The organism is Herbaspirillum sp. NPDC087042, assembly GCF_044745245.1.
In the GTDB taxonomy this organism is placed as follows: domain Bacteria; phylum Pseudomonadota; class Gammaproteobacteria; order Burkholderiales; family Burkholderiaceae_D; genus Herbaspirillum.
Window position 1 is genome coordinate 115,431 of the sequence record NZ_JBIUZW010000004.1, and the last position, 16,609, is coordinate 132,039.

The 16,609-nt window shown below is 63.1% G+C and carries 19 protein-coding genes; 6 read left to right on the forward strand and 13 right to left on the reverse strand.

Annotation, left to right across the window (positions count from 1 at the left end):
- Positions 1-197 precede the first annotated feature (197 nt).
- The 8 genes from ACIPHN_RS07695 to ACIPHN_RS07730 form a co-directional block, all read right to left on the reverse strand.
- Positions 198-614: an ExbD/TolR family protein gene (locus tag ACIPHN_RS07695; protein ID WP_400434888.1), complete on the reverse strand. Its 417-nt coding sequence runs from the start codon at positions 612-614 to the stop codon at positions 198-200.
- Complete coding sequence (locus ACIPHN_RS07700) at positions 614-1,345, reverse strand: MotA/TolQ/ExbB proton channel family protein (protein ID WP_400434890.1); 732 nt, start codon at positions 1,343-1,345, stop codon at positions 614-616. The genes ACIPHN_RS07695 and ACIPHN_RS07700 overlap by 1 nt, the downstream gene beginning before the upstream one ends.
- A 52-nt stretch (positions 1,346-1,397) precedes the next feature.
- On the reverse strand, positions 1,398-2,096 hold the full coding sequence (locus ACIPHN_RS07705) for an energy transducer TonB (protein ID WP_400434892.1): 699 nt from the start codon (positions 2,094-2,096) through the stop codon (positions 1,398-1,400).
- A gap of 9 nt (positions 2,097-2,105) precedes the next feature.
- Positions 2,106-2,333, reverse strand: a complete 228-nt coding sequence (locus ACIPHN_RS07710) for a bacterioferritin-associated ferredoxin (RefSeq protein WP_198982945.1) — start codon at positions 2,331-2,333, stop codon at positions 2,106-2,108.
- Positions 2,334-2,363: 30 nt separating this feature from the next.
- Positions 2,364-2,687, reverse strand: a complete 324-nt coding sequence (locus ACIPHN_RS07715; RefSeq protein WP_400434894.1) for a hypothetical protein — start codon at positions 2,685-2,687, stop codon at positions 2,364-2,366.
- Positions 2,688-2,782: 95 nt separating this feature from the next.
- Complete coding sequence (hemP, locus tag ACIPHN_RS07720; protein ID WP_198982943.1) at positions 2,783-2,971, reverse strand: hemin uptake protein HemP; 189 nt, start codon at positions 2,969-2,971, stop codon at positions 2,783-2,785.
- A 215-nt stretch (positions 2,972-3,186) separates the two neighbouring features.
- Entirely contained in the window at positions 3,187-4,293 is a 1,107-nt protein-coding gene (gene mnmA / locus ACIPHN_RS07725; RefSeq protein ID WP_400434897.1) for a tRNA 2-thiouridine(34) synthase MnmA, read from the reverse strand.
- A 43-nt stretch (positions 4,294-4,336) separates the two neighbouring features.
- Positions 4,337-4,828, reverse strand: a complete 492-nt coding sequence (locus ACIPHN_RS07730) for an NUDIX hydrolase (protein ID WP_400434899.1) — start codon at positions 4,826-4,828, stop codon at positions 4,337-4,339.
- Between the two features lie 167 nt (positions 4,829-4,995).
- On the opposite strand from ACIPHN_RS07730, the gene ACIPHN_RS07735 reads away from it, so the two are divergent.
- From ACIPHN_RS07735 to ACIPHN_RS07755, 5 genes are all read left to right on the forward strand, one after another.
- Positions 4,996-6,111, forward strand: coding sequence for a Re/Si-specific NAD(P)(+) transhydrogenase subunit alpha (locus ACIPHN_RS07735; RefSeq protein ID WP_400434901.1), 1,116 nt, complete (start codon positions 4,996-4,998; stop codon positions 6,109-6,111).
- A gap of 82 nt (positions 6,112-6,193) precedes the next feature.
- Positions 6,194-6,556, forward strand: a complete 363-nt coding sequence (gene panD, locus ACIPHN_RS07740; RefSeq protein WP_006461708.1) for an aspartate 1-decarboxylase — start codon at positions 6,194-6,196, stop codon at positions 6,554-6,556.
- A gap of 60 nt (positions 6,557-6,616) precedes the next feature.
- Positions 6,617-6,931, forward strand: coding sequence for an NAD(P) transhydrogenase subunit alpha (locus ACIPHN_RS07745; RefSeq protein WP_198982939.1), 315 nt, complete (start codon positions 6,617-6,619; stop codon positions 6,929-6,931).
- The gene (locus ACIPHN_RS07750; RefSeq protein ID WP_400434903.1) at positions 6,928-8,367 is read left to right on the forward strand and encodes an NAD(P)(+) transhydrogenase (Re/Si-specific) subunit beta; all 1,440 of its coding nucleotides are present in this window, start codon (positions 6,928-6,930) and stop codon (positions 8,365-8,367) included. Before ACIPHN_RS07745 ends, ACIPHN_RS07750 begins: the two co-directional genes overlap by 4 nt.
- 181 nt (positions 8,368-8,548) lie before the next feature.
- Positions 8,549-9,073, forward strand: a complete 525-nt coding sequence (locus ACIPHN_RS07755; RefSeq protein ID WP_400434905.1) for a hypothetical protein — start codon at positions 8,549-8,551, stop codon at positions 9,071-9,073.
- 56 nt (positions 9,074-9,129) lie between these two features.
- Here the strand turns inward: ACIPHN_RS07755 and upp are convergent, their stop codons facing one another.
- From upp to ACIPHN_RS07780, 5 genes are all read right to left on the reverse strand, one after another.
- Entirely contained in the window at positions 9,130-9,777 is a 648-nt protein-coding gene (gene upp, locus ACIPHN_RS07760) for a uracil phosphoribosyltransferase (protein WP_400434907.1), read from the reverse strand.
- A 101-nt stretch (positions 9,778-9,878) separates the two neighbouring features.
- The gene (locus ACIPHN_RS07765; protein WP_400434909.1) at positions 9,879-11,027 is read right to left on the reverse strand and encodes an FAD-dependent monooxygenase; all 1,149 of its coding nucleotides are present in this window, start codon (positions 11,025-11,027) and stop codon (positions 9,879-9,881) included.
- Between the two features lie 93 nt (positions 11,028-11,120).
- Positions 11,121-12,467 carry an aminopeptidase P N-terminal domain-containing protein gene (locus tag ACIPHN_RS07770; RefSeq protein ID WP_400434911.1) on the reverse strand — a complete coding sequence of 449 codons (1,347 nt, stop codon included), beginning with the start codon at positions 12,465-12,467 and terminating at the stop codon, positions 11,121-11,123.
- Positions 12,464-13,180, reverse strand: a complete 717-nt coding sequence (gene murU / locus ACIPHN_RS07775) for an N-acetylmuramate alpha-1-phosphate uridylyltransferase MurU (protein WP_400434913.1) — start codon at positions 13,178-13,180, stop codon at positions 12,464-12,466. Before murU ends, ACIPHN_RS07770 begins: the two co-directional genes overlap by 4 nt.
- 10 nt (positions 13,181-13,190) lie before the next feature.
- Complete coding sequence (locus ACIPHN_RS07780; RefSeq protein ID WP_400434915.1) at positions 13,191-14,222, reverse strand: aminoglycoside phosphotransferase family protein; 1,032 nt, start codon at positions 14,220-14,222, stop codon at positions 13,191-13,193.
- Between the two features lie 97 nt (positions 14,223-14,319).
- Between ACIPHN_RS07780 and ACIPHN_RS07785 the strand changes: the two genes are divergently transcribed.
- Positions 14,320-16,596 carry an LPS-assembly protein LptD gene (locus ACIPHN_RS07785; RefSeq protein ID WP_400434917.1) on the forward strand — a complete coding sequence of 759 codons (2,277 nt, stop codon included), beginning with the start codon at positions 14,320-14,322 and terminating at the stop codon, positions 16,594-16,596.
- Positions 16,597-16,609 lie beyond the last annotated feature (13 nt).

A 16,609-nucleotide genomic window follows, 5' to 3' on the forward strand; every position in this document is an offset into this window, starting at 1 on the left:
AACCGCGTTAGTTATGGGTGACGGATAGCTGCCGGACCGCGGACGGTCGGATCATAGCCTAGGCGTTTTCATTCTTCATTATTAATTATCGGTAATCATTCTTACCTTGGTTGTTCTCCATGTGAAGAAAACAAAAAAAACCTCCGTCGCCGGGGCGAGGGAGGTTTTCGTGACAGCCGGGTGGCTGGTACTGCCGACTACTTTTTCTCGGGATCGGTGACGAAGCCGATCTTGGCCAGGCCACCCGACTGGGCGGCCGACATCACCTGCGCCACCTTTTCATACTGGGTGGTGCGGGCCGCACGCAGATGCAGCTCCGGTTGCGGCTGCTTCTGGGCCGCGGCAGCAATACGCAGGCTCAGTTCGTTGCTGTCGATCTTGTCTTCGTTCCAGAACACGTCACCGGCCGCATCGATGGACAGGTTGATGCTTTCCGGCTTGACCTGGTCAGGCTGGCTGCTGGCCTTGGGCAGGTCGATCTTGACGGCATGGTTCATCACCGGGATGGTGATGATGAAGATGATCAGCAGCACCAGCATCACGTCCACCAGGGGCGTGGTGTTGATCTCGGGGTTGAAGTCGTCGTCCGAATCGGACAGGGAACCCATTGCCATCATGCTCTCCCGACGGCGGTCAGCTTGGCCTTGTTGCCATTCTTCTCGCCATCTTCGGTGGCAGCGCGGGCGCCGGTGACGAACAGGGCGTGCAGGTCGAAGCCGAACTTGTTGAGCTTGGCGATGGTGGTCTTGTTGCCGCGTACCAGGGCGTTGTAGCCGAAGGTGGCGGGGATGGCCACGGCCAGGCCCAGGGCGGTCATGATCAGGGCTTCGCCCACGGGGCCGGCAACCTTGTCGATGCTGGCCTGGCCGCTGGAGCCGATGGCGACCAGCGCGTGATAGATGCCCCAGACGGTGCCGAACAGGCCCACGAACGGTGCCGTGGAGCCCACCGAGGCCAGCACGGCCATGCCGGTCTGCAGCTTGGCCGAGGCTTCGTCGATGGCCTGGCGCAGCGACAGGGTGACCCAGTCGCTCACCGACAGCTGGTCATGCAGGTGACCCTTGTGAGCGGTGTGGTGGCTCATCGCGGTGACGCCGGCGCGGGCCACGTCGGAGAAGGGATTGTCCTGGCCCAGCGTGGCTACGCCTTCGGGCAGGCTGGTGGTATCCCAGAACTGGCGACCAGCGGCTTCCGAGGACTTGCGGAAACGCAGCAGCTGGAAGGCCTTGGTGATGATCACATACCAGGATGCGATCGACATGGCCAGCAACAGGACGGCAACGCCCTTGGTGACGAAATCGCCTTGTGCCCAGAGGCTTTCCAATCCGTACGGACTAACTTCCATGATGTTTCCTTCTATTTCTGTCGATGAGGGGATGATGAAACGTAATGCGGGTTCAGTTCAGCCGGAATGCCAGGCTGCCGACCGTGCTGATGGTGATGGCACGGCCGTTGTCGATGTAGGGTTTGAAGATGGCGCGCATGACGGCGGTGCGCACCGCATCATCCAGTCGCGAGTAACCGGACGACTTGATGATCTCGACCTTCTCGGCGCGGCCGCTGGTATTGACGGTCACGCGGAATTCGACCACGCCTTCCTCGCCCATGCGGCGCGAGACGCTGGGATAGATCGGGTTGGGTTTTTCGATGTATTCGATACCGGAGGTGATCTGCTTGGGCAGTACCGGACCCGGGGGCGCTGCCGGGGCCGGCGTAGGCTCGGCGGCCACCTGCGGTGCCGGTGCGGCAGGTTGTGGCGGCTGCGGCGGGGCGGTAATGGCGGTCGGGGCCGGGGTCTCGGTCACCGGGATGGGCTTGGGCGGCGTGACCGCCTTCTTGACGATCTTCACTTCCTTGGGCGGAGTCGGTTGTGCCTTGGGCGGGGCCGGCTCGGGCGCCTTCTCGGGAACGATGAAGGTAGCGATCACTTCCTTGGGAACGGCGCTGGCGACCTGGTGGATAAGGCCGCTTTGCAGGGCCCAGAAAAAGGCGAGGTGGAGCAGGATGATCAGGCCCAGCGGGCCAATCTTGCGTGCCTGGCGCATCAGCGCGCTGGGTTGGCGGTCAGTCATGAGGGGGGAAGAAATGGCGTTCATTGATCTTGGTTATGCGGCTGCCAGGGCAGGGTGGAACACCACCGGACGCACGTTTTGTTGTGTTTGACGGCTATTGCTGAGGCATTCACGCAGGACATGCTTGGCGCAAGAATGGCATTTGCCGCAGCAAGTACCAACGCCGAGCTGCTTGCGCAACTCGGCCATGGAGGTCATGCCAGCATCGACTGCCTGGTGGATCTTGCCTTCGGAAATGTTATTGCAAACACAAACGATCATTTTACGCCTTGCTGCCTGCTTGAGCAGGCCCTATGCGGATCTCGCGCCTGCCACGATGCGCGAGAAGAAATTGAATTTTTCCGGCTGCGGCATGGTGCGCTCTACCACGTTACCCCACTGTTCCGAGAGTTGCTGGCAGGTTGCCCGCAATACCGGCGCCAGATTGGGCAGGTCCGCCAGGGCCTTCAGGTGTCTCTCGATGACCGAGGCCAGTTTCACGCAGCTCTGCGTTTCCTGGCTGTTGTTGGCGGTGTAGTGCGACATCAAATGCAGTACGGCGGAAACCAGAAGTTCAGGTTGGGCCGGGGCGCTGTTGGGTTCCACGAATGTGGATGTCATCTTGTCGGTAACCATCAAACTCTCCTCGCTAGGCTAGCTTGGCTGGCGATGCGTCCGATTGATCAACGCTGGCTGGCCTGTTTATCCACCTTGGTCCGAAACCGGACGGCTTACGCCGTCAGGATCAGCTTGTTCAACTGGGTCAATCGCAGCTTGTAGATGCGGCCTCCGTGGTCGATCTCCAGTTCTCGCATCTGGCGGAACAGATCCGTACTCTTGATACGGGCGATCGGCGTGCCGTTGGCGGTTGTGCTGGGCTTGTTGCGACGTTCCATGCTTTGGTCGTTCAGTTGGCTCATAACACCTCCTAATAAATGCGAACAATTCTTATTTAGATTATTTGCCATTTGGGGAGGGATTGCAAGCCCTTTTATCGCTGTGATTGATAATTTTTATCATCTGGATGCGGGTTTGAAACATCCTGAGCGCAAACTGCCGGAGATGGTTGCCGAAAAGAAAACGCCCCGCGGCGAAATCGCTGGCGGGGCGCTCAAATATTTCTTTTCTGAAATTGTCAGTCGGGCAAGGCACCGGTCTCGATGATGCCGCCTCCCAGGCAGACATCGCCGTCATAAAGTACTGCCGACTGGCCGGGCGTGACCGCCCATTGCGGCGTATCGAAGGCCAGGGCAAAGGACTGGCCGCCGTCGCTGAAGCTGCAGGGCACGTCGGCCTGGCGATAGCGGGTCTTGGCCGACAGGGCGGCCTGTTGCGGCACGTGCCCGGCCACCCAGCTGATCTGCCCGGCCGAGAGGGTGGGCGAGAGCAGCCAGGGATGATCATGGCCCTGCACGATGTAGAGGGTATTGTCCTGCACGTCCTTGCGTGCCACGTACCAGGCGTCGCCGTGGCCGTCGGCATTCTGGTGTGCCTTCAGGCCGCCGATGCCGATGCCCTTGCGCTGGCCCAGGGTATAGAAGGACAGGCCGACGTGTTCGCCCACGGTCTGGCCGTCGGCGGTCTTGATCGGGCCCGGCTTGTAGGACAGGTAGCGGTTCAGGAATTCACGGAAGGGACGCTCGCCGATGAAGCAGATGCCGGTCGAATCCTTCTTCTTCGCATTGGGCAGCTGCAGTTGTTCGGCGATCCGGCGCACCTCGGTCTTGTGGATCTCGCCCAGGGGGAAGACGGTGCGCGAGAGCTGTTCCTGGTTCAGTCGGTGCAGGAAATAGCTCTGGTCCTTGCTGGCGTCCAGTGCCTTGAGCAGCTGGAAATCGCCCTGCGGACCCTGGCGCACGCGCGCATAGTGGCCGGTGGCGATGAAGTCGGCGCCCAGCTTCATGGCGTGGTCGAGGAAGGCCTTGAACTTGATCTCGGCATTGCACAGCACGTCCGGATTGGGCGTACGGCCGGCCTGGTATTCGCGCAGGAACTCGGCGAAGACGCGGTCCTTGTATTCAGAGGCGAAGTTGACCGCTTCGATATCGACTCCGACCACGTCGGCCACGCTCACGGCGTCGATCCAGTCTTCGCGCGTGGAACAGTATTCCGAATCGTCGTCATCTTCCCAGTTCTTCATGAACAGGCCGATGACTTCATAGCCCTGTTCTTTCAGCAGCCATGCCGAGACCGACGAATCTACGCCGCCTGACATGCCGATGACTACTCTTTTCTTGCTCATGCTTGTATCCGTTGAATGCGGTAATGCGCCGGCCTGGGCTCGCTCACTGCTGCGGCAATGCCCCGATGGCGCTGGGGTCTGCGTGCACCAGTTCCAGTGGCGCGCGCTGGCCGCGCAGGTAATCGTCCACGCAACGCAGCACCAGCGGGCTGCGATGGCGATCGGCGCAGGCCGCCAGTTCGTCGCGTGTCATCCAGAGGGTGCGCAGGATGCCTTCGTCCAGGGCCCGCTCCAGTGGTGCGCCGACGCTGCCGGCAAAGGCGAAGCGCAGATAGGTCACCGACAGGCCGCCGCGCGAGGACGACACATTGCGCGACAGGTAGGTCCCCACCAGCGCGGTGGGCGTGAAGACATGCGCCGATTCTTCCAGCGCCTCGCGCACCACGGCATCGAGCAGCGATTCGCCCGCTTCCAGGTGACCGGCCGGCTGGTTGATGCGAATGCCGTCGCCGCTGTGCTCCTCGACCATCAGGAAGCGGCTCTGGCGCTCGATGATGGCCGCCACCGTGACAGAGGGTTTCCAGACTTCAGACATTGATTACCTCGTGAATCCGGCATTCTACCCTGTCGGCGCCGACTCTTCAGCGCAAAGCCCCGTAGTGTGTGGATTGCGCACGGTTTCCCCATGGCCTGGTAAATTTCCGGGAGAGCAGGGGCAGTCGTGTAAGATTGGGGTAAGAATCAACAAAAAAGGAGCTTGGAATGAGGATAGGGATTCCCGCCGAAAGCCGGGATGGAGAAACGCGTGTCGCAGTCACCCCGGAAACGGTCAAGAAGCTGGTGGCGGCCAAACACGAAGTGATGGTGGAGTCGGGCGCGGGGGTGAAGTCCAGTATTCCGGACGAGGCCTATATCGCCGTCGGTGCCAGCATCGGTAGTGCCGAAGCCGTCTTTACCGCCGAAATCCTCCTCAAGGTACGCGCCCCCAACGAAGCCGAGCGCGCCCGCATCAAGCCGGGCACCGTCGTCATCGGCATGTTGAACCCCTTCGACGCCGACAACATCGCCGCCATGGCCGCCGCCGGCCTCACGGCCTTTGCCCTCGAAGCCGCGCCGCGCACCACCCGCGCACAATCGATGGATGTGCTGTCTTCGCAGGCCAACATCGCCGGCTACAAGGCCGTGCTGATGGCCGCCAACACTTATCAGCGCTTCATGCCCATGTTGATGACCGCCGCCGGCACCGTCAAGGCTGCGCGCATGCTGATCATGGGCGCCGGCGTGGCCGGCCTGCAGGCCATCGCCACGGCCAAGCGCCTGGGTGCGGTGATCGAGGCGTCCGACGTGCGTCCGGCAGTCAAGGAGCAGATCGAATCGCTGGGCGCGAAATTCCTCGACGTGCCCTTCCTGACGGACGAAGAAAAAGAGATCGCCAAGGGTGTGGGCGGCTATGCCCGCCCGATGCCGCCGGACTGGATGAAGCGCCAGGCCGAGCTGGTGCACGAGCGCGCCAAACAGGCCGACATCATCATCACCACCGCCCTGATCCCGGGCCGCAAGGCGCCGGTCCTGATCAGCGAAGACACCGTCAAGGCCATGAAGCCCGGCTCGGTGATCCTGGACATGGCGGTCGACCAGGGCGGCAACTGCCCCTTGTCCGAACCTGGCAAGACCATCATCAAACACGGCGTGCACATCATCGGCGAAGGCAACCTGGCGGCCCTGGTGGCAGCCGATGCGTCGGCACTGTATGCACGCAACGTGCTGGACTTCCTGAAACTGGTCATCGATGCCGAGGGCACGCTGCTGATCAACCGGGAAGACGATATCGTCGCTGCCACGCTGCTCTGCCAGGGCGGCGAGGTCTTGCGCAAATGAATCTGCCGGCCCGGGCGTCGGCAGGAAAACCCGGGCATTTCAACGCCCATCAACACCCTGGAAACATAGAAGGAAGAAGTACATGCAACGCATCATGCTGCGCGCGAAGATCCATCGCGCCTCGGTCACCCAGTGCGACCTGAACTACGAGGGTTCCTGCGGAATCGACGAAGACCTGCTGGAAGCGGCCGACATCCGCGAGTTCGAGAAGATCGAACTCTATAACGTCAACAACGGCGAACGCTTCTCCACCTATGCCATCCGTGGCAAGCGCGGCAGCGGCGAGATCTCCCTCAATGGCGCGGCTGCCCGCCTGGCTCACCTGGGCGACCTGCTGATCATCTGCACCTATGCGCCGATGAGCGACGAGGAAGTGGCCACCTACAAGCCCAAGGTGGTCTTCGTTGACGACAAGAACCGTATCACCAGCCTCAAAGCGATCTGACCCCTGGCCCACAAGCCACACGGCCCGCTGCGCGGGTCGTGCAATAACAGGAGGAACAACATGGAAGTCAGCCATACCATCATCAACCTGATCATCTTCGTGCTGGCCATCTACGTCGGCTACCACGTGGTCTGGACCGTGACCCCCGCCTTGCACACGCCGCTCATGGCCGTGACCAATGCCATCTCCGCCATCATCATCATCGGCGCCATGCTGGCCGCCGGTCTCACCGAGGGCACGGTCGGCCGCATCGCCGGCACGCTGGCCGTGGCGCTGGCCGCCGTCAACGTCTTCGGTGGCTTCATGGTGACCCAGCGCATGCTGGAAATGTTCAAGAAGAAAGAGCCCAAGGCCAAGTCGGGAGCGCAAGCATGAGCATGAACCTGGTGACCCTGTTGTACCTGATCGCATCGATCTTCTTCATCCAAGCCCTGAAGGGCCTGTCCCATCCCGCCACCGCACGGCGCGGCAACAGCTTCGGCATCGCCGGCATGCTCATCGCCGTGCTGACCACGCTGGCCCTGATCGTCAAGCTCAAGGGTGAAGGTACCAACTCCTCCGGTGACATCGGCTACCTGCTGGTGGCCGCCGGTGTTGTGGTCGGCGGCGGCATCGGCGCCTACCTCGCGCGTAGCGTCGAGATGACCAAGATGCCCGAGCTGGTCGCGGCCATGCACTCGCTCATCGGTCTGGCTGCCGTCTGCATTGCGGTAGCCGCCGTGGCCGAACCGTGGGCGCTGGGCATCTCCGGACATGGCCAGGCGATCCCCGTGGGCAATCGCGTGGAACTGTTCATCGGTACCTTCGTCGGCGCCATCACTTTCTCGGGATCCGTGATCGCCTTCGGCAAGCTCTCGGGCAAGTACAAGTTCCGCCTGTTCCAGGGCGCGCCGGTCAACTTCTCCGGCCAGCACTTCCTGAACCTCCTGCTGGCCATCGCCATGATCGGCTTCGGCATCATCTTCGTGCTCACGCAGAACTGGCTGCCCTTCATCATCATGGCGGCGATCGCCTTCGCGCTGGGCGTACTCATCATCATCCCCATCGGCGGCGCCGACATGCCGGTGGTGGTCTCGATGCTGAACAGCTACTCCGGCTGGGCTGCGGCGGGCATCGGCTTCTCGCTCAACAACGCGATGCTGATCATCGCCGGTTCGCTGGTGGGTTCCTCGGGCGCGATCCTGTCCTACATCATGTGCAAGGCCATGAACCGCTCCTTCTTCAACGTGATCCTGGGCGGCTTCGGCGGCGAGGCCGCTGCAGCGGGCGGTGGCACGCAGCAGCAGCGCAACGTCAAGTCGGGGTCGGCCGATGACGCGGCCTTCCTGATGGGCAATGCCGAGACCGTCATCATCGTGCCCGGCTATGGCCTGGCGGTGGCGCGCGCCCAGCATGCCCTGAAGGAACTGACCGAGAAGCTGACCCACAAGGGCGTGACCGTGAAGTACGCGATCCACCCGGTGGCCGGCCGCATGCCGGGTCACATGAACGTGCTGCTGGCCGAGGCCGAGGTGCCCTACGACCAGGTCTTCGAGATGGAAGACATCAACAGCGAGTTCGCCCAGGCCGACGTGGTGCTGGTGCTGGGCGCCAACGACGTGGTCAACCCGGCGGCCAAGGATCCCAAGTCCCCCATCGCCGGCATGCCCATCCTGGAAGCCTACAAGGCCAAGACGGTGATCGTGAACAAGCGCTCCATGGCCGCAGGTTACGCCGGCCTGGACAACGAACTGTTCTACATGGACAAGACCATGATGGTCTTCGGCGATGCCAAGAAGGTCATCGAGGACATGGTCAAGGCAGTGGAGTAAGTCCCTCCGTAGCCTGGGCTGCACACCCTCAATATTCTCATCACCTGAGCGGCTTGCGATCTTTACATCTTGTACAATTCGCAAGCCGTTTTCTATTGTCGCGACTCCTCAGGGGGAGGCGTACCGGCATGCCGTCCACACGATGGCACACATAAAATTCTTATAACGGGTGGGAAATTCCATGAAGGTGATGATGACGGTGCTATGCGCCGTGCTGGTCTCTGGCTGTTCGACCATTACGCAAAGCGATACCCAGGTGGTGGCGCTGACCTCGCTGCATGAAGGCAAGCCGGTGGTGGCGTCCTGCACGCTGATCAATGACAAGGGTTCGTGGGCGGTGCTCACGCCTGCCAACGTGCAGGTGCGCAAGTCCAATGAGGATCTCGACGTGGTGTGCAGGCGGGGTGGCGTACCGGACGGCCTGCTCAAGGCAGTATCGCGCACGGCGGGATCGATGTGGGGCAATCTTCTGTTCGGTGGCGCGATAGGTGCTGTCACCGATCACGTACGTGGCAACGGTTATGACTATCCCAGTCTGTTGCCGGTAAAGATGGGCGAGGCCATCATCGTGGACAAGAAGCAGGCCAGCGAGCCGGCTCCTGCGCCGGCCACGGTCACACCGCTGCCTGTTCCAAATACGCCCAATACACCAAATACGCCCAATACGGTGTCCAGCGCGGATTCGCCGCGCAGCACACGGCAATGACCGCGGGCAGCTGATTCCGGGATTGCGCAACGAGCGCAATCCCGCATCGTAAGGACTTACTTGGTACCGAAGATGCGATCGCCCGCATCCCCCAGACCCGGGACGATATAGGCGTCCCCGTCCAGGTGCGAATCCAGCGAGGCGACGTAGAGCTTGACGTCCGGATGGGCGTCGGCAAACACCTGCACGCCTTCCGGTGCGGCCACCAGGGCCACGAAGATGATGTGCGACGCCGGCACGCCGCGCTTCTTGAGTGCATCCACCGCGTAGACCGCCGAGTTGCCGGTGGCCACCATCGGGTCGCACAGGATCATGATGCGGTCCTGCAGGTCGGGCAGGCGCACCAGGTATTCCACCGGCAGGTGGTTCTCGTCGCGATAGACGCCAATATGGCCCACGCGTGCCGAGGGGATCAGTTCCAGCAGGCCATCGCTCATGCCCACACCGGCGCGCAGCACCGGCACCACGGCCAGTTTCTTGCCGGCGATCACCGGCGCTTCATAGCTCACCAGCGGGGTTTCGATGGTCTCGGTGGTCAGCGGCAGGTCGCGCGTGATCTCGTAGCCCATCAGCAGCGTGATCTCGCGCAGCAGGTCACGGAAGGTGCGGGTGGAGGTGCGCTTGTCGCGCATGTGCGAGAGCTTGTGCTGGATCAGCGGGTGATCGAGGATGAAGAGATTCTTGAAGCGCGGGTCTTGTTTCATGGCAAATGCGTTCTGGCTGTGGGGAAGCGGCGGGCGCCGCGATGGCGCATTGTCTCATTTCCTGACCGTGCGCGCGATGCCGCCGCAACCCCGGTTGCGGCTTATCGACGGCCGAACAGCATGTGTTCGGCCAGCAGGTCGCGTGCGCCCGGGATCAGGTCGATCGCGCCCAGCGACAGGCCTAGCGCGGCCTGCAGCGGCGAGCCCTGGGGTGAGCCGGCGAAGATGCGGGCCATCGTGTCGGTCAGGCGGATGGTCAGGCTACGATCCTGACCACGCTGGCGCTCGAAGGCCTGCAGTGCCTGCGGCGAACGTTCGCGCGCCAGCACATCAGCCAGCACGCGGGCGTCGCGCAGGCCCAGGTTCAGGCCCTGGCCGGCGACCGGATGCAGGGTCTGCGCGGCGTTGCCGATGGCGACCACACGCTGTGTCTGGCCGGGCCGGGCATTGAGACCCAGCGGGAAGGCATGGCGCTGGCTGATGCGGGTGAAGCGGCCCACGCGTTGGCCAAAGGTGGTCTGCAGTGCCGCCAGGAAGGCCGTATCGTCCAGTGCCAGCAGTCGTTCGCCAGTGGCCGGACGCACGCACCAGACCAGCGCGTAGCCGTCGTCCTGCGGCAGCAGGGCCAGCGGTCCTTCATCGGTGAAGCGTTCGAAGGCGCGATGGGCAATCGCCTGGTCGGCATGGACATGGGCGATCACGCCCAGTTGCTGGTAGTCACGCTGCAGGGTTTTCTGTTGCTGCTCGCCGAAGACGCCGCCCTCGGCCTGGATCACCAGTGGTGCGTGCAGCTCTCGACCATCCTTGAGGGTGACGGTGACACCGGTGTCGTTTTCCTCGATGGCCAGGGCCTGGGCCGGCTGCAGCAGGTGCAGGCCGAGCGGGCTGAGGCGGGCGGACAGGGCGCGGTTGACCTCGCCATAGCGGACCACATAGCCCAGCGCCGGCAGCTCGTAGTCCTGGCGGTCCAGCAGCGTGCGGCCGAAGTGGCCGCGGCGCGAGACATGGATCTGTTCGATGGCAGTGGCGGTCGGGCCGATGGCGCTCCAGGCGCCCAGTTCGTCGAGGATCTGGCGGCTGCCGTAGGAGAGGGCGAGGGTGCGCGGATCGGCGGCGGCATCCTCGGGGGTCTTCATGTCGACCAGCGCGATGCGCGCGGCATCCAGTCCACGTTGCGCCAGCAGGATGGCGATACTCTGGCCGACGGGGCCACCGCCACAGATGATGAGGTCGAAATCGACGGATTGCATGATGCCGGGGTGCGCTAGGCAGGAAATTCAGGAAGGCCTCATTGTAACGGAGCGCCCTGCGCCGGGCTTGATCCGGCGCAGGGTGAGCCCCGATCAAGCCTGGCGCATCAGGGCTTCGATCCCGTCCACGGTATTGGGCACGCCGGTGGTCAGCAATTCGCAGCCGGAGGGGGTGACGTGGGCATCGTCCTCGATGCGGATGCCGATGTTCCAGAACTGCTCCGGCACGCCTTCGGCCGGACGCACGTAGATGCCCGGCTCGATGGTCAGCACCATGCCCGGCTGCAGCGTGCGCCAGGGCTTCTTGCCCTGGGCATCGGCGGGGTCGCGGTAGTCGCCCACGTCGTGCACGTCCATGCCCAGCCAGTGGCCGGTGCGGTGCATGTAGAACTGGCGATAGTCGCCTTTCTCGATGACGTCCTGCAGCGAGCCGACCTTGTTGGCGTCGAGCAGGCCGGTGTCCAGCATACCCTGCGCCAGCACCTGCACGGCGGCGTCGTGGCCATCCATGAAGCGCTTGCCCGGGGCAGTCTCGGCGATGGCGGCGTTTTGTGCGGCCAGCACGATTTCATAGAGTGCCTTCTGCGGGCCGCTGAACCTGCCATTGGCCGGGAAGGTGCGGGTGATGTCGGAGGCGTAGCTGTCCAGTTCGCAGCCCGCATCGATCAGCACCAGGTCGCCGTCCCTGATCTCGGCGTCGCCGGCACGGTAGTGCAGCACGCAGCTGTTGGCGCCGGTGGCGACGATGGAGCCGTAGGCCGGATATTGCGAGCCGTTGCGGCGGAATTCGTGCAGCAGTTCGGCTTCGAGATGGTATTCGCGCAAGCCGGGGCGGCAGATGCGCATGGCGCGGCAATGGGCTTCGGCGGAGATGATGCCGGCGCGCTTCATCAGGTCGATTTCAACACCATCCTTGAACAGACGCATGTCGTCCAACAGCACATTGACATCGACCACCGCGCCGGGCGCAGCCACGCCGCTGCGCGCGAGTGCGCGCACACCTTGCAGCCAGCGTTGCAGCTGGGCGTCGCGCTTGTCGTCCTGGCCCAGCGCGTAGTAGACGGCGGGGGCATCGGCGAGCAGGGCGGGCATGCTTTTGTCGAGTTCTTCGACGGGATGGGCCGCGTCCAGGGCGAAGAGCTGCTGGGCAGCCTGCGGGCCATGGCGGTAACCGTCCCAGATCTCGCGCTCCAGGTTCTTGTCGCGGCAGAACAGGATGCTGCGGTTTTCCTTGCCGGCCACCAGCACCAGCACCGCGTCGGGTTCGGTGAAACCGGTCAGGTAGTAGAAGTAGCTGTCATGGCGATACGGATAGTCGGCATCGCGGTTGCGCATCACCTCGGGCGCGGTCGGGATGATGGCCACGCCGCCACCGGCTTTCTGGAGGCTGGCGATCAGGCGCGCACGGCGCGCGGCGAAAGGAGTGGCGTCGAAGCTCATGGGCGGGTTCCTTGCGTGGGCTGGTTCAGGGCTTCCAGTTGTTCAATGGTGCCGACGTTGTGCCACACACCACGATAGACATCGCCGCCGACCTGGCCACGCGCGGCATACTCGCGCAGCAGCGGGCCGAGCTTGGCGTGCTGGCCTGGCGTGATGCCGTCGAACATCTGCGGGCGGTAGACCCCGATGTTGGCGAAGGTCAGCTTGGATTCACCCTCGTTGGCGATGGCGAAGTTGTTGAGCGCAAAGTCACCCTCGGGATGGAAGGGCGGATTCTTGACCAGGTACAGCCAGGCCATGTCGCGCTGGTCCGCGGGCAGCGGATTGCCCCACGGGTCCTCATCCTCCAGCACGGTGAGCAATTCGGCATAGTCGAAATGCGGGCACCAGATGTCGCCGGAGAGGGCGATGAAAGGGTCCTCGCCCAGCAGGTGGCGCGCCTGGGCGATGCCGCCGGCGGTTTCCAGCGCCGTTCCTTCGGCCGAATACTGCAGGCTGGCGCCGTAGCGGCTGCCGTCACCCAGCGTGTCTTCGATCATCTGGCCCAGGTGGGCGTGGTTGATGACGATCTCGGTGATGCCGGCGCGCACCAGCGAGAGTATCTGCCAGACGATCAGTGGCCGTCCGCGGACCTTGAGCAGGGGCTTGGGGCAGGTGTCGGTGAGCGGACGCATGCGTTCGCCACGGCCGGCTGCGAAGATCATGGCTTTCATGGTCGGCGCCTCAGAAGGTGTAGCCGAACTTGGGCGCGTGTTCCTGCTCCAGCTTCTCGATCAGGCGCACCAGCGGTGTGAAGGCCACATAGCGGCGCGCGGTCTTGAGGGTGTATTCCATCACCAGCGGCAGGTCCTTCAGATAGCCGTCCTTGCCGTCGCGGTGCCACAGGCGGGCGAAGATGCCCAGCACCTTGAGGTGGCGCTGCAGGCCCATCCACTCGAAGTCGCGGTAGAAGGTATCGATGTCGGGTGTGACCGGCAGGCCGGCGCGGCGCGCCTTTTCCCAGTAGCGGATGGCCCAGTCCAGCACCATTTCCTCGTCCCACTGGATGTAGGCGTCGCGCAGCAGCGAGACCAGGTCATAGGTGACCGGGCCGTAGACCGCATCCTGGAAATCGATGATGCCGGGATTACCCTTGGGCAGCACCATCAGGTTGCGCGAATGGTAGTCGCGATGGACATAGACCTGCGGTTGCGCCACGACGTTGGCCAGGATGGCATCGAAGGTCTTGTCCAGCACCGCATTCTGTTCATCGGTGAGGGTCACGCCCAGGTGCTTGCCGATATACCACTCGCGGAACAGTTCCAGCTCGCGCAGCAGCAGCGGACGGTCATATTCGGGCAGGGCCTCGGGCTTGCTTTGCGCTTGTAAAAGTACCAAGGCGTCGATCGCATCCATGTATAGTGCGTGCGCGCTATCGGCGCTCAGCTGCGAGAGGTAGGTGGTCGATCCGAGGTCCGAGAGCAGCAGGAAGCCGCGTTCGGCATCCTGGGCCAGTACCTTGGGGACGGTCACGCCGGTCTCGGCGAAGAGGCCAGCCACCTTCACGAAGGGACGGACGTCCTCCTGAGGTGGGGGGGCATCCATCACGATGGCGGTGCCGCCGGCCGGCGTATCCACCCGGAAATACCGGCGGAAACTGGCGTCGGCAGAGGCCGGGCGCAGGGTGGCGGGCAGTACCGGTGTATCGACCAGGGTGTCGAGCCAGGCATGCAATTCGGAAAGACGGAGATCAGGGGTGGAACCAGGTGAAGACATGAACTATCGGAGGAAATCGTTTGACGGGGTTGAGTTCCCATATAATAAGGGATTAAACCCAAAAAATCCGCCTGCACGGTATCTAGCCACTCTTTTCATGATCCGGTTTTCCAAGTCTTTATCCGAACGTACTGTCAACTGGCGGCTGGCGCGTCTGTTTTCCTCGGCGATGGCCGTGGCTTCGGCCTCGGCCCTGTTGCCGTTGACCGTGCACGCGCAGATGACCCTGCCCAAGCCGGCCGCAGCGCCCGTGCAGGACCAGGATGCCCCGGTCAACGTGAGCGCCGAGCAGATGACCGGCCGTCCGGACCGCCAGGTCAATCTCGACCGCGACGTCGAAGTGGTCAAGGGTGCCACCACCATCAAGTCCGACAAGGCCGAATACCGCATCATCCAGGATGAAGTCGAGGCCACCGGCCACGTCTGGATGCAGCGCCTGCAGGACCAGTACACGGGCGACCATGCCCAGATGAACATGGGAACCGGCGCCGGTTTCGTGACCAGTCCGACTTACCTGATCGGCAAGAACGGTGGGCGCGGCAAGGCCGAGCGCATCGATTTCCTGTCCGACGACCAGGCCCAGGTGACCCAGGGCACCTACAGCACCTGCGAGGCGCCGGATCCGGACTGGTACCTGCGTGCCAATACCATGGACCTCGATAGCGGGCGCGATGTCGGCACCATGCACGGTGGCCTGCTGTATTTCAAGGATGTGCCCATCCTGGGTTCGCCCTGGATGACCTTCCCCTTGTCCGGGGAGCGCAAGTCCGGCGTGCTGCCGCCCACCTTTGGCGTGACCAGTACCGGCGGCGCCGAACTGGCCGTGCCGTACTACATCAACCTGGCACCCAACTACGATCTGACGCTGGTGCCCAAGTACATTGCGCGGCGTGGCCTGCAACTGGGCGCCGAGACGCGCTACATGGGCGAGACCTACACCGGCATCACCAATGTGGAAGGGATCCAGGACCAGGTCACCGGCACCAGCCGCTACTCGCTGTCCTCGACCCACACCCAGACCCTGATGCCGGGTCTGCGTCTGGCGTGGGACCTGAACAAGGCCTCGGACAACGACTATCCGTCCGACTTCGCGCATTCCATCACGGGCAGCACGCAGCGCCTGCTGGCGCGCAACGTCAGCATGACCTACACCGGCACCTACTGGAGCCTGGTCGGCCTGGTCTCGAAGTATCAGCTGCTGCAGGACGTCAATGCACCGATCACCAAGCCCTATGACCGGGTTCCGGAAATCACCTTCAACGGCAACCGCTATGACATCGGCGGCTTCGATTTCAGCACCGTGGCCGACTTCACCCGCTTCTCCAGTGGTGACCTGATCGGTGGTGATCGTGCCTATGTGACGCAGTCGGTGTCCTATCCGATCGTGCGTCCGGGTTATTTCATCACGCCCAAGCTGACCGTGGACGCGACGAGCTATAACCTCAACAACGTCTCGGCGGGTCAGCCGACCAACCTGACGCGCACCGTGCCGACGGTGTCGCTGGATTCCGGTCTGGTCTTCGAGCGCGAATCCAACCTGCTCGGCCGCAGCATGACGCAGACGCTGGAACCGCGCCTGTTCTATGTCCGTACACCGTATCGCGACCAGTCGCAGTACCCGGTCTTCGACTCCGGCCTGGCTGATTTCAACTTCGCCCAGATCTTTACCGAAAACCGTTTCGTCGGGCATGACCGCATCAGTGATGCCAACCAGCTGACGGCAGCCCTGACTTCGCGCCTGATCGAGGAAAACGGTCTGGAACGTCTGCGCGCGGCCGTCGGCCAGCGTTATTACTTCGCCGATCCACAGGTCAACATTGCCGGGACCACCAGCACCACGCTGGGTAGCAAGTCCGACCTGCTGCTGGCGCTGGGCGGCCAGATCACCAAGGAATTCTCGACCGACAACACGGTGCAATACAGCGAGACGCTGCGCCAGATGGTGCGCTCGACCTTCGGCGTACGCTGGCAGCCCGCCCCCAAGCGCGTGCTGAATCTGCAATATCGCCTGGACCGTACCTACATCAATCCCTACACCGGCGTGCTTGATCCGCTCAAGCAGGTCGACGTCTCGGGTCAATGGCCGCTCACCGAGCGCGTCTACGCCGTGGGCCGCGTGAACTACTCGATTCCCGACCGTACCGTGGCCGAAGGCCTGGCCGGCTTTGAATACAAGGCCGATTGCTGGGTCTTCCGGGTGGTGGCGCAACGTATCCCGACTTCGTCCACCAAGGCGTCGACGGGCTTCTTCATCCAGCTTGAACTCAATGGCTTCTCCAAGATCGGTTCCAATCCCATGGATGCGATCAAGAGCAGCGTGCCGGGTTACCAGAACGTGAACCTGCCGGATTCGACTCCGGACGGCAATCTCTAACCTTTTTTCGAAC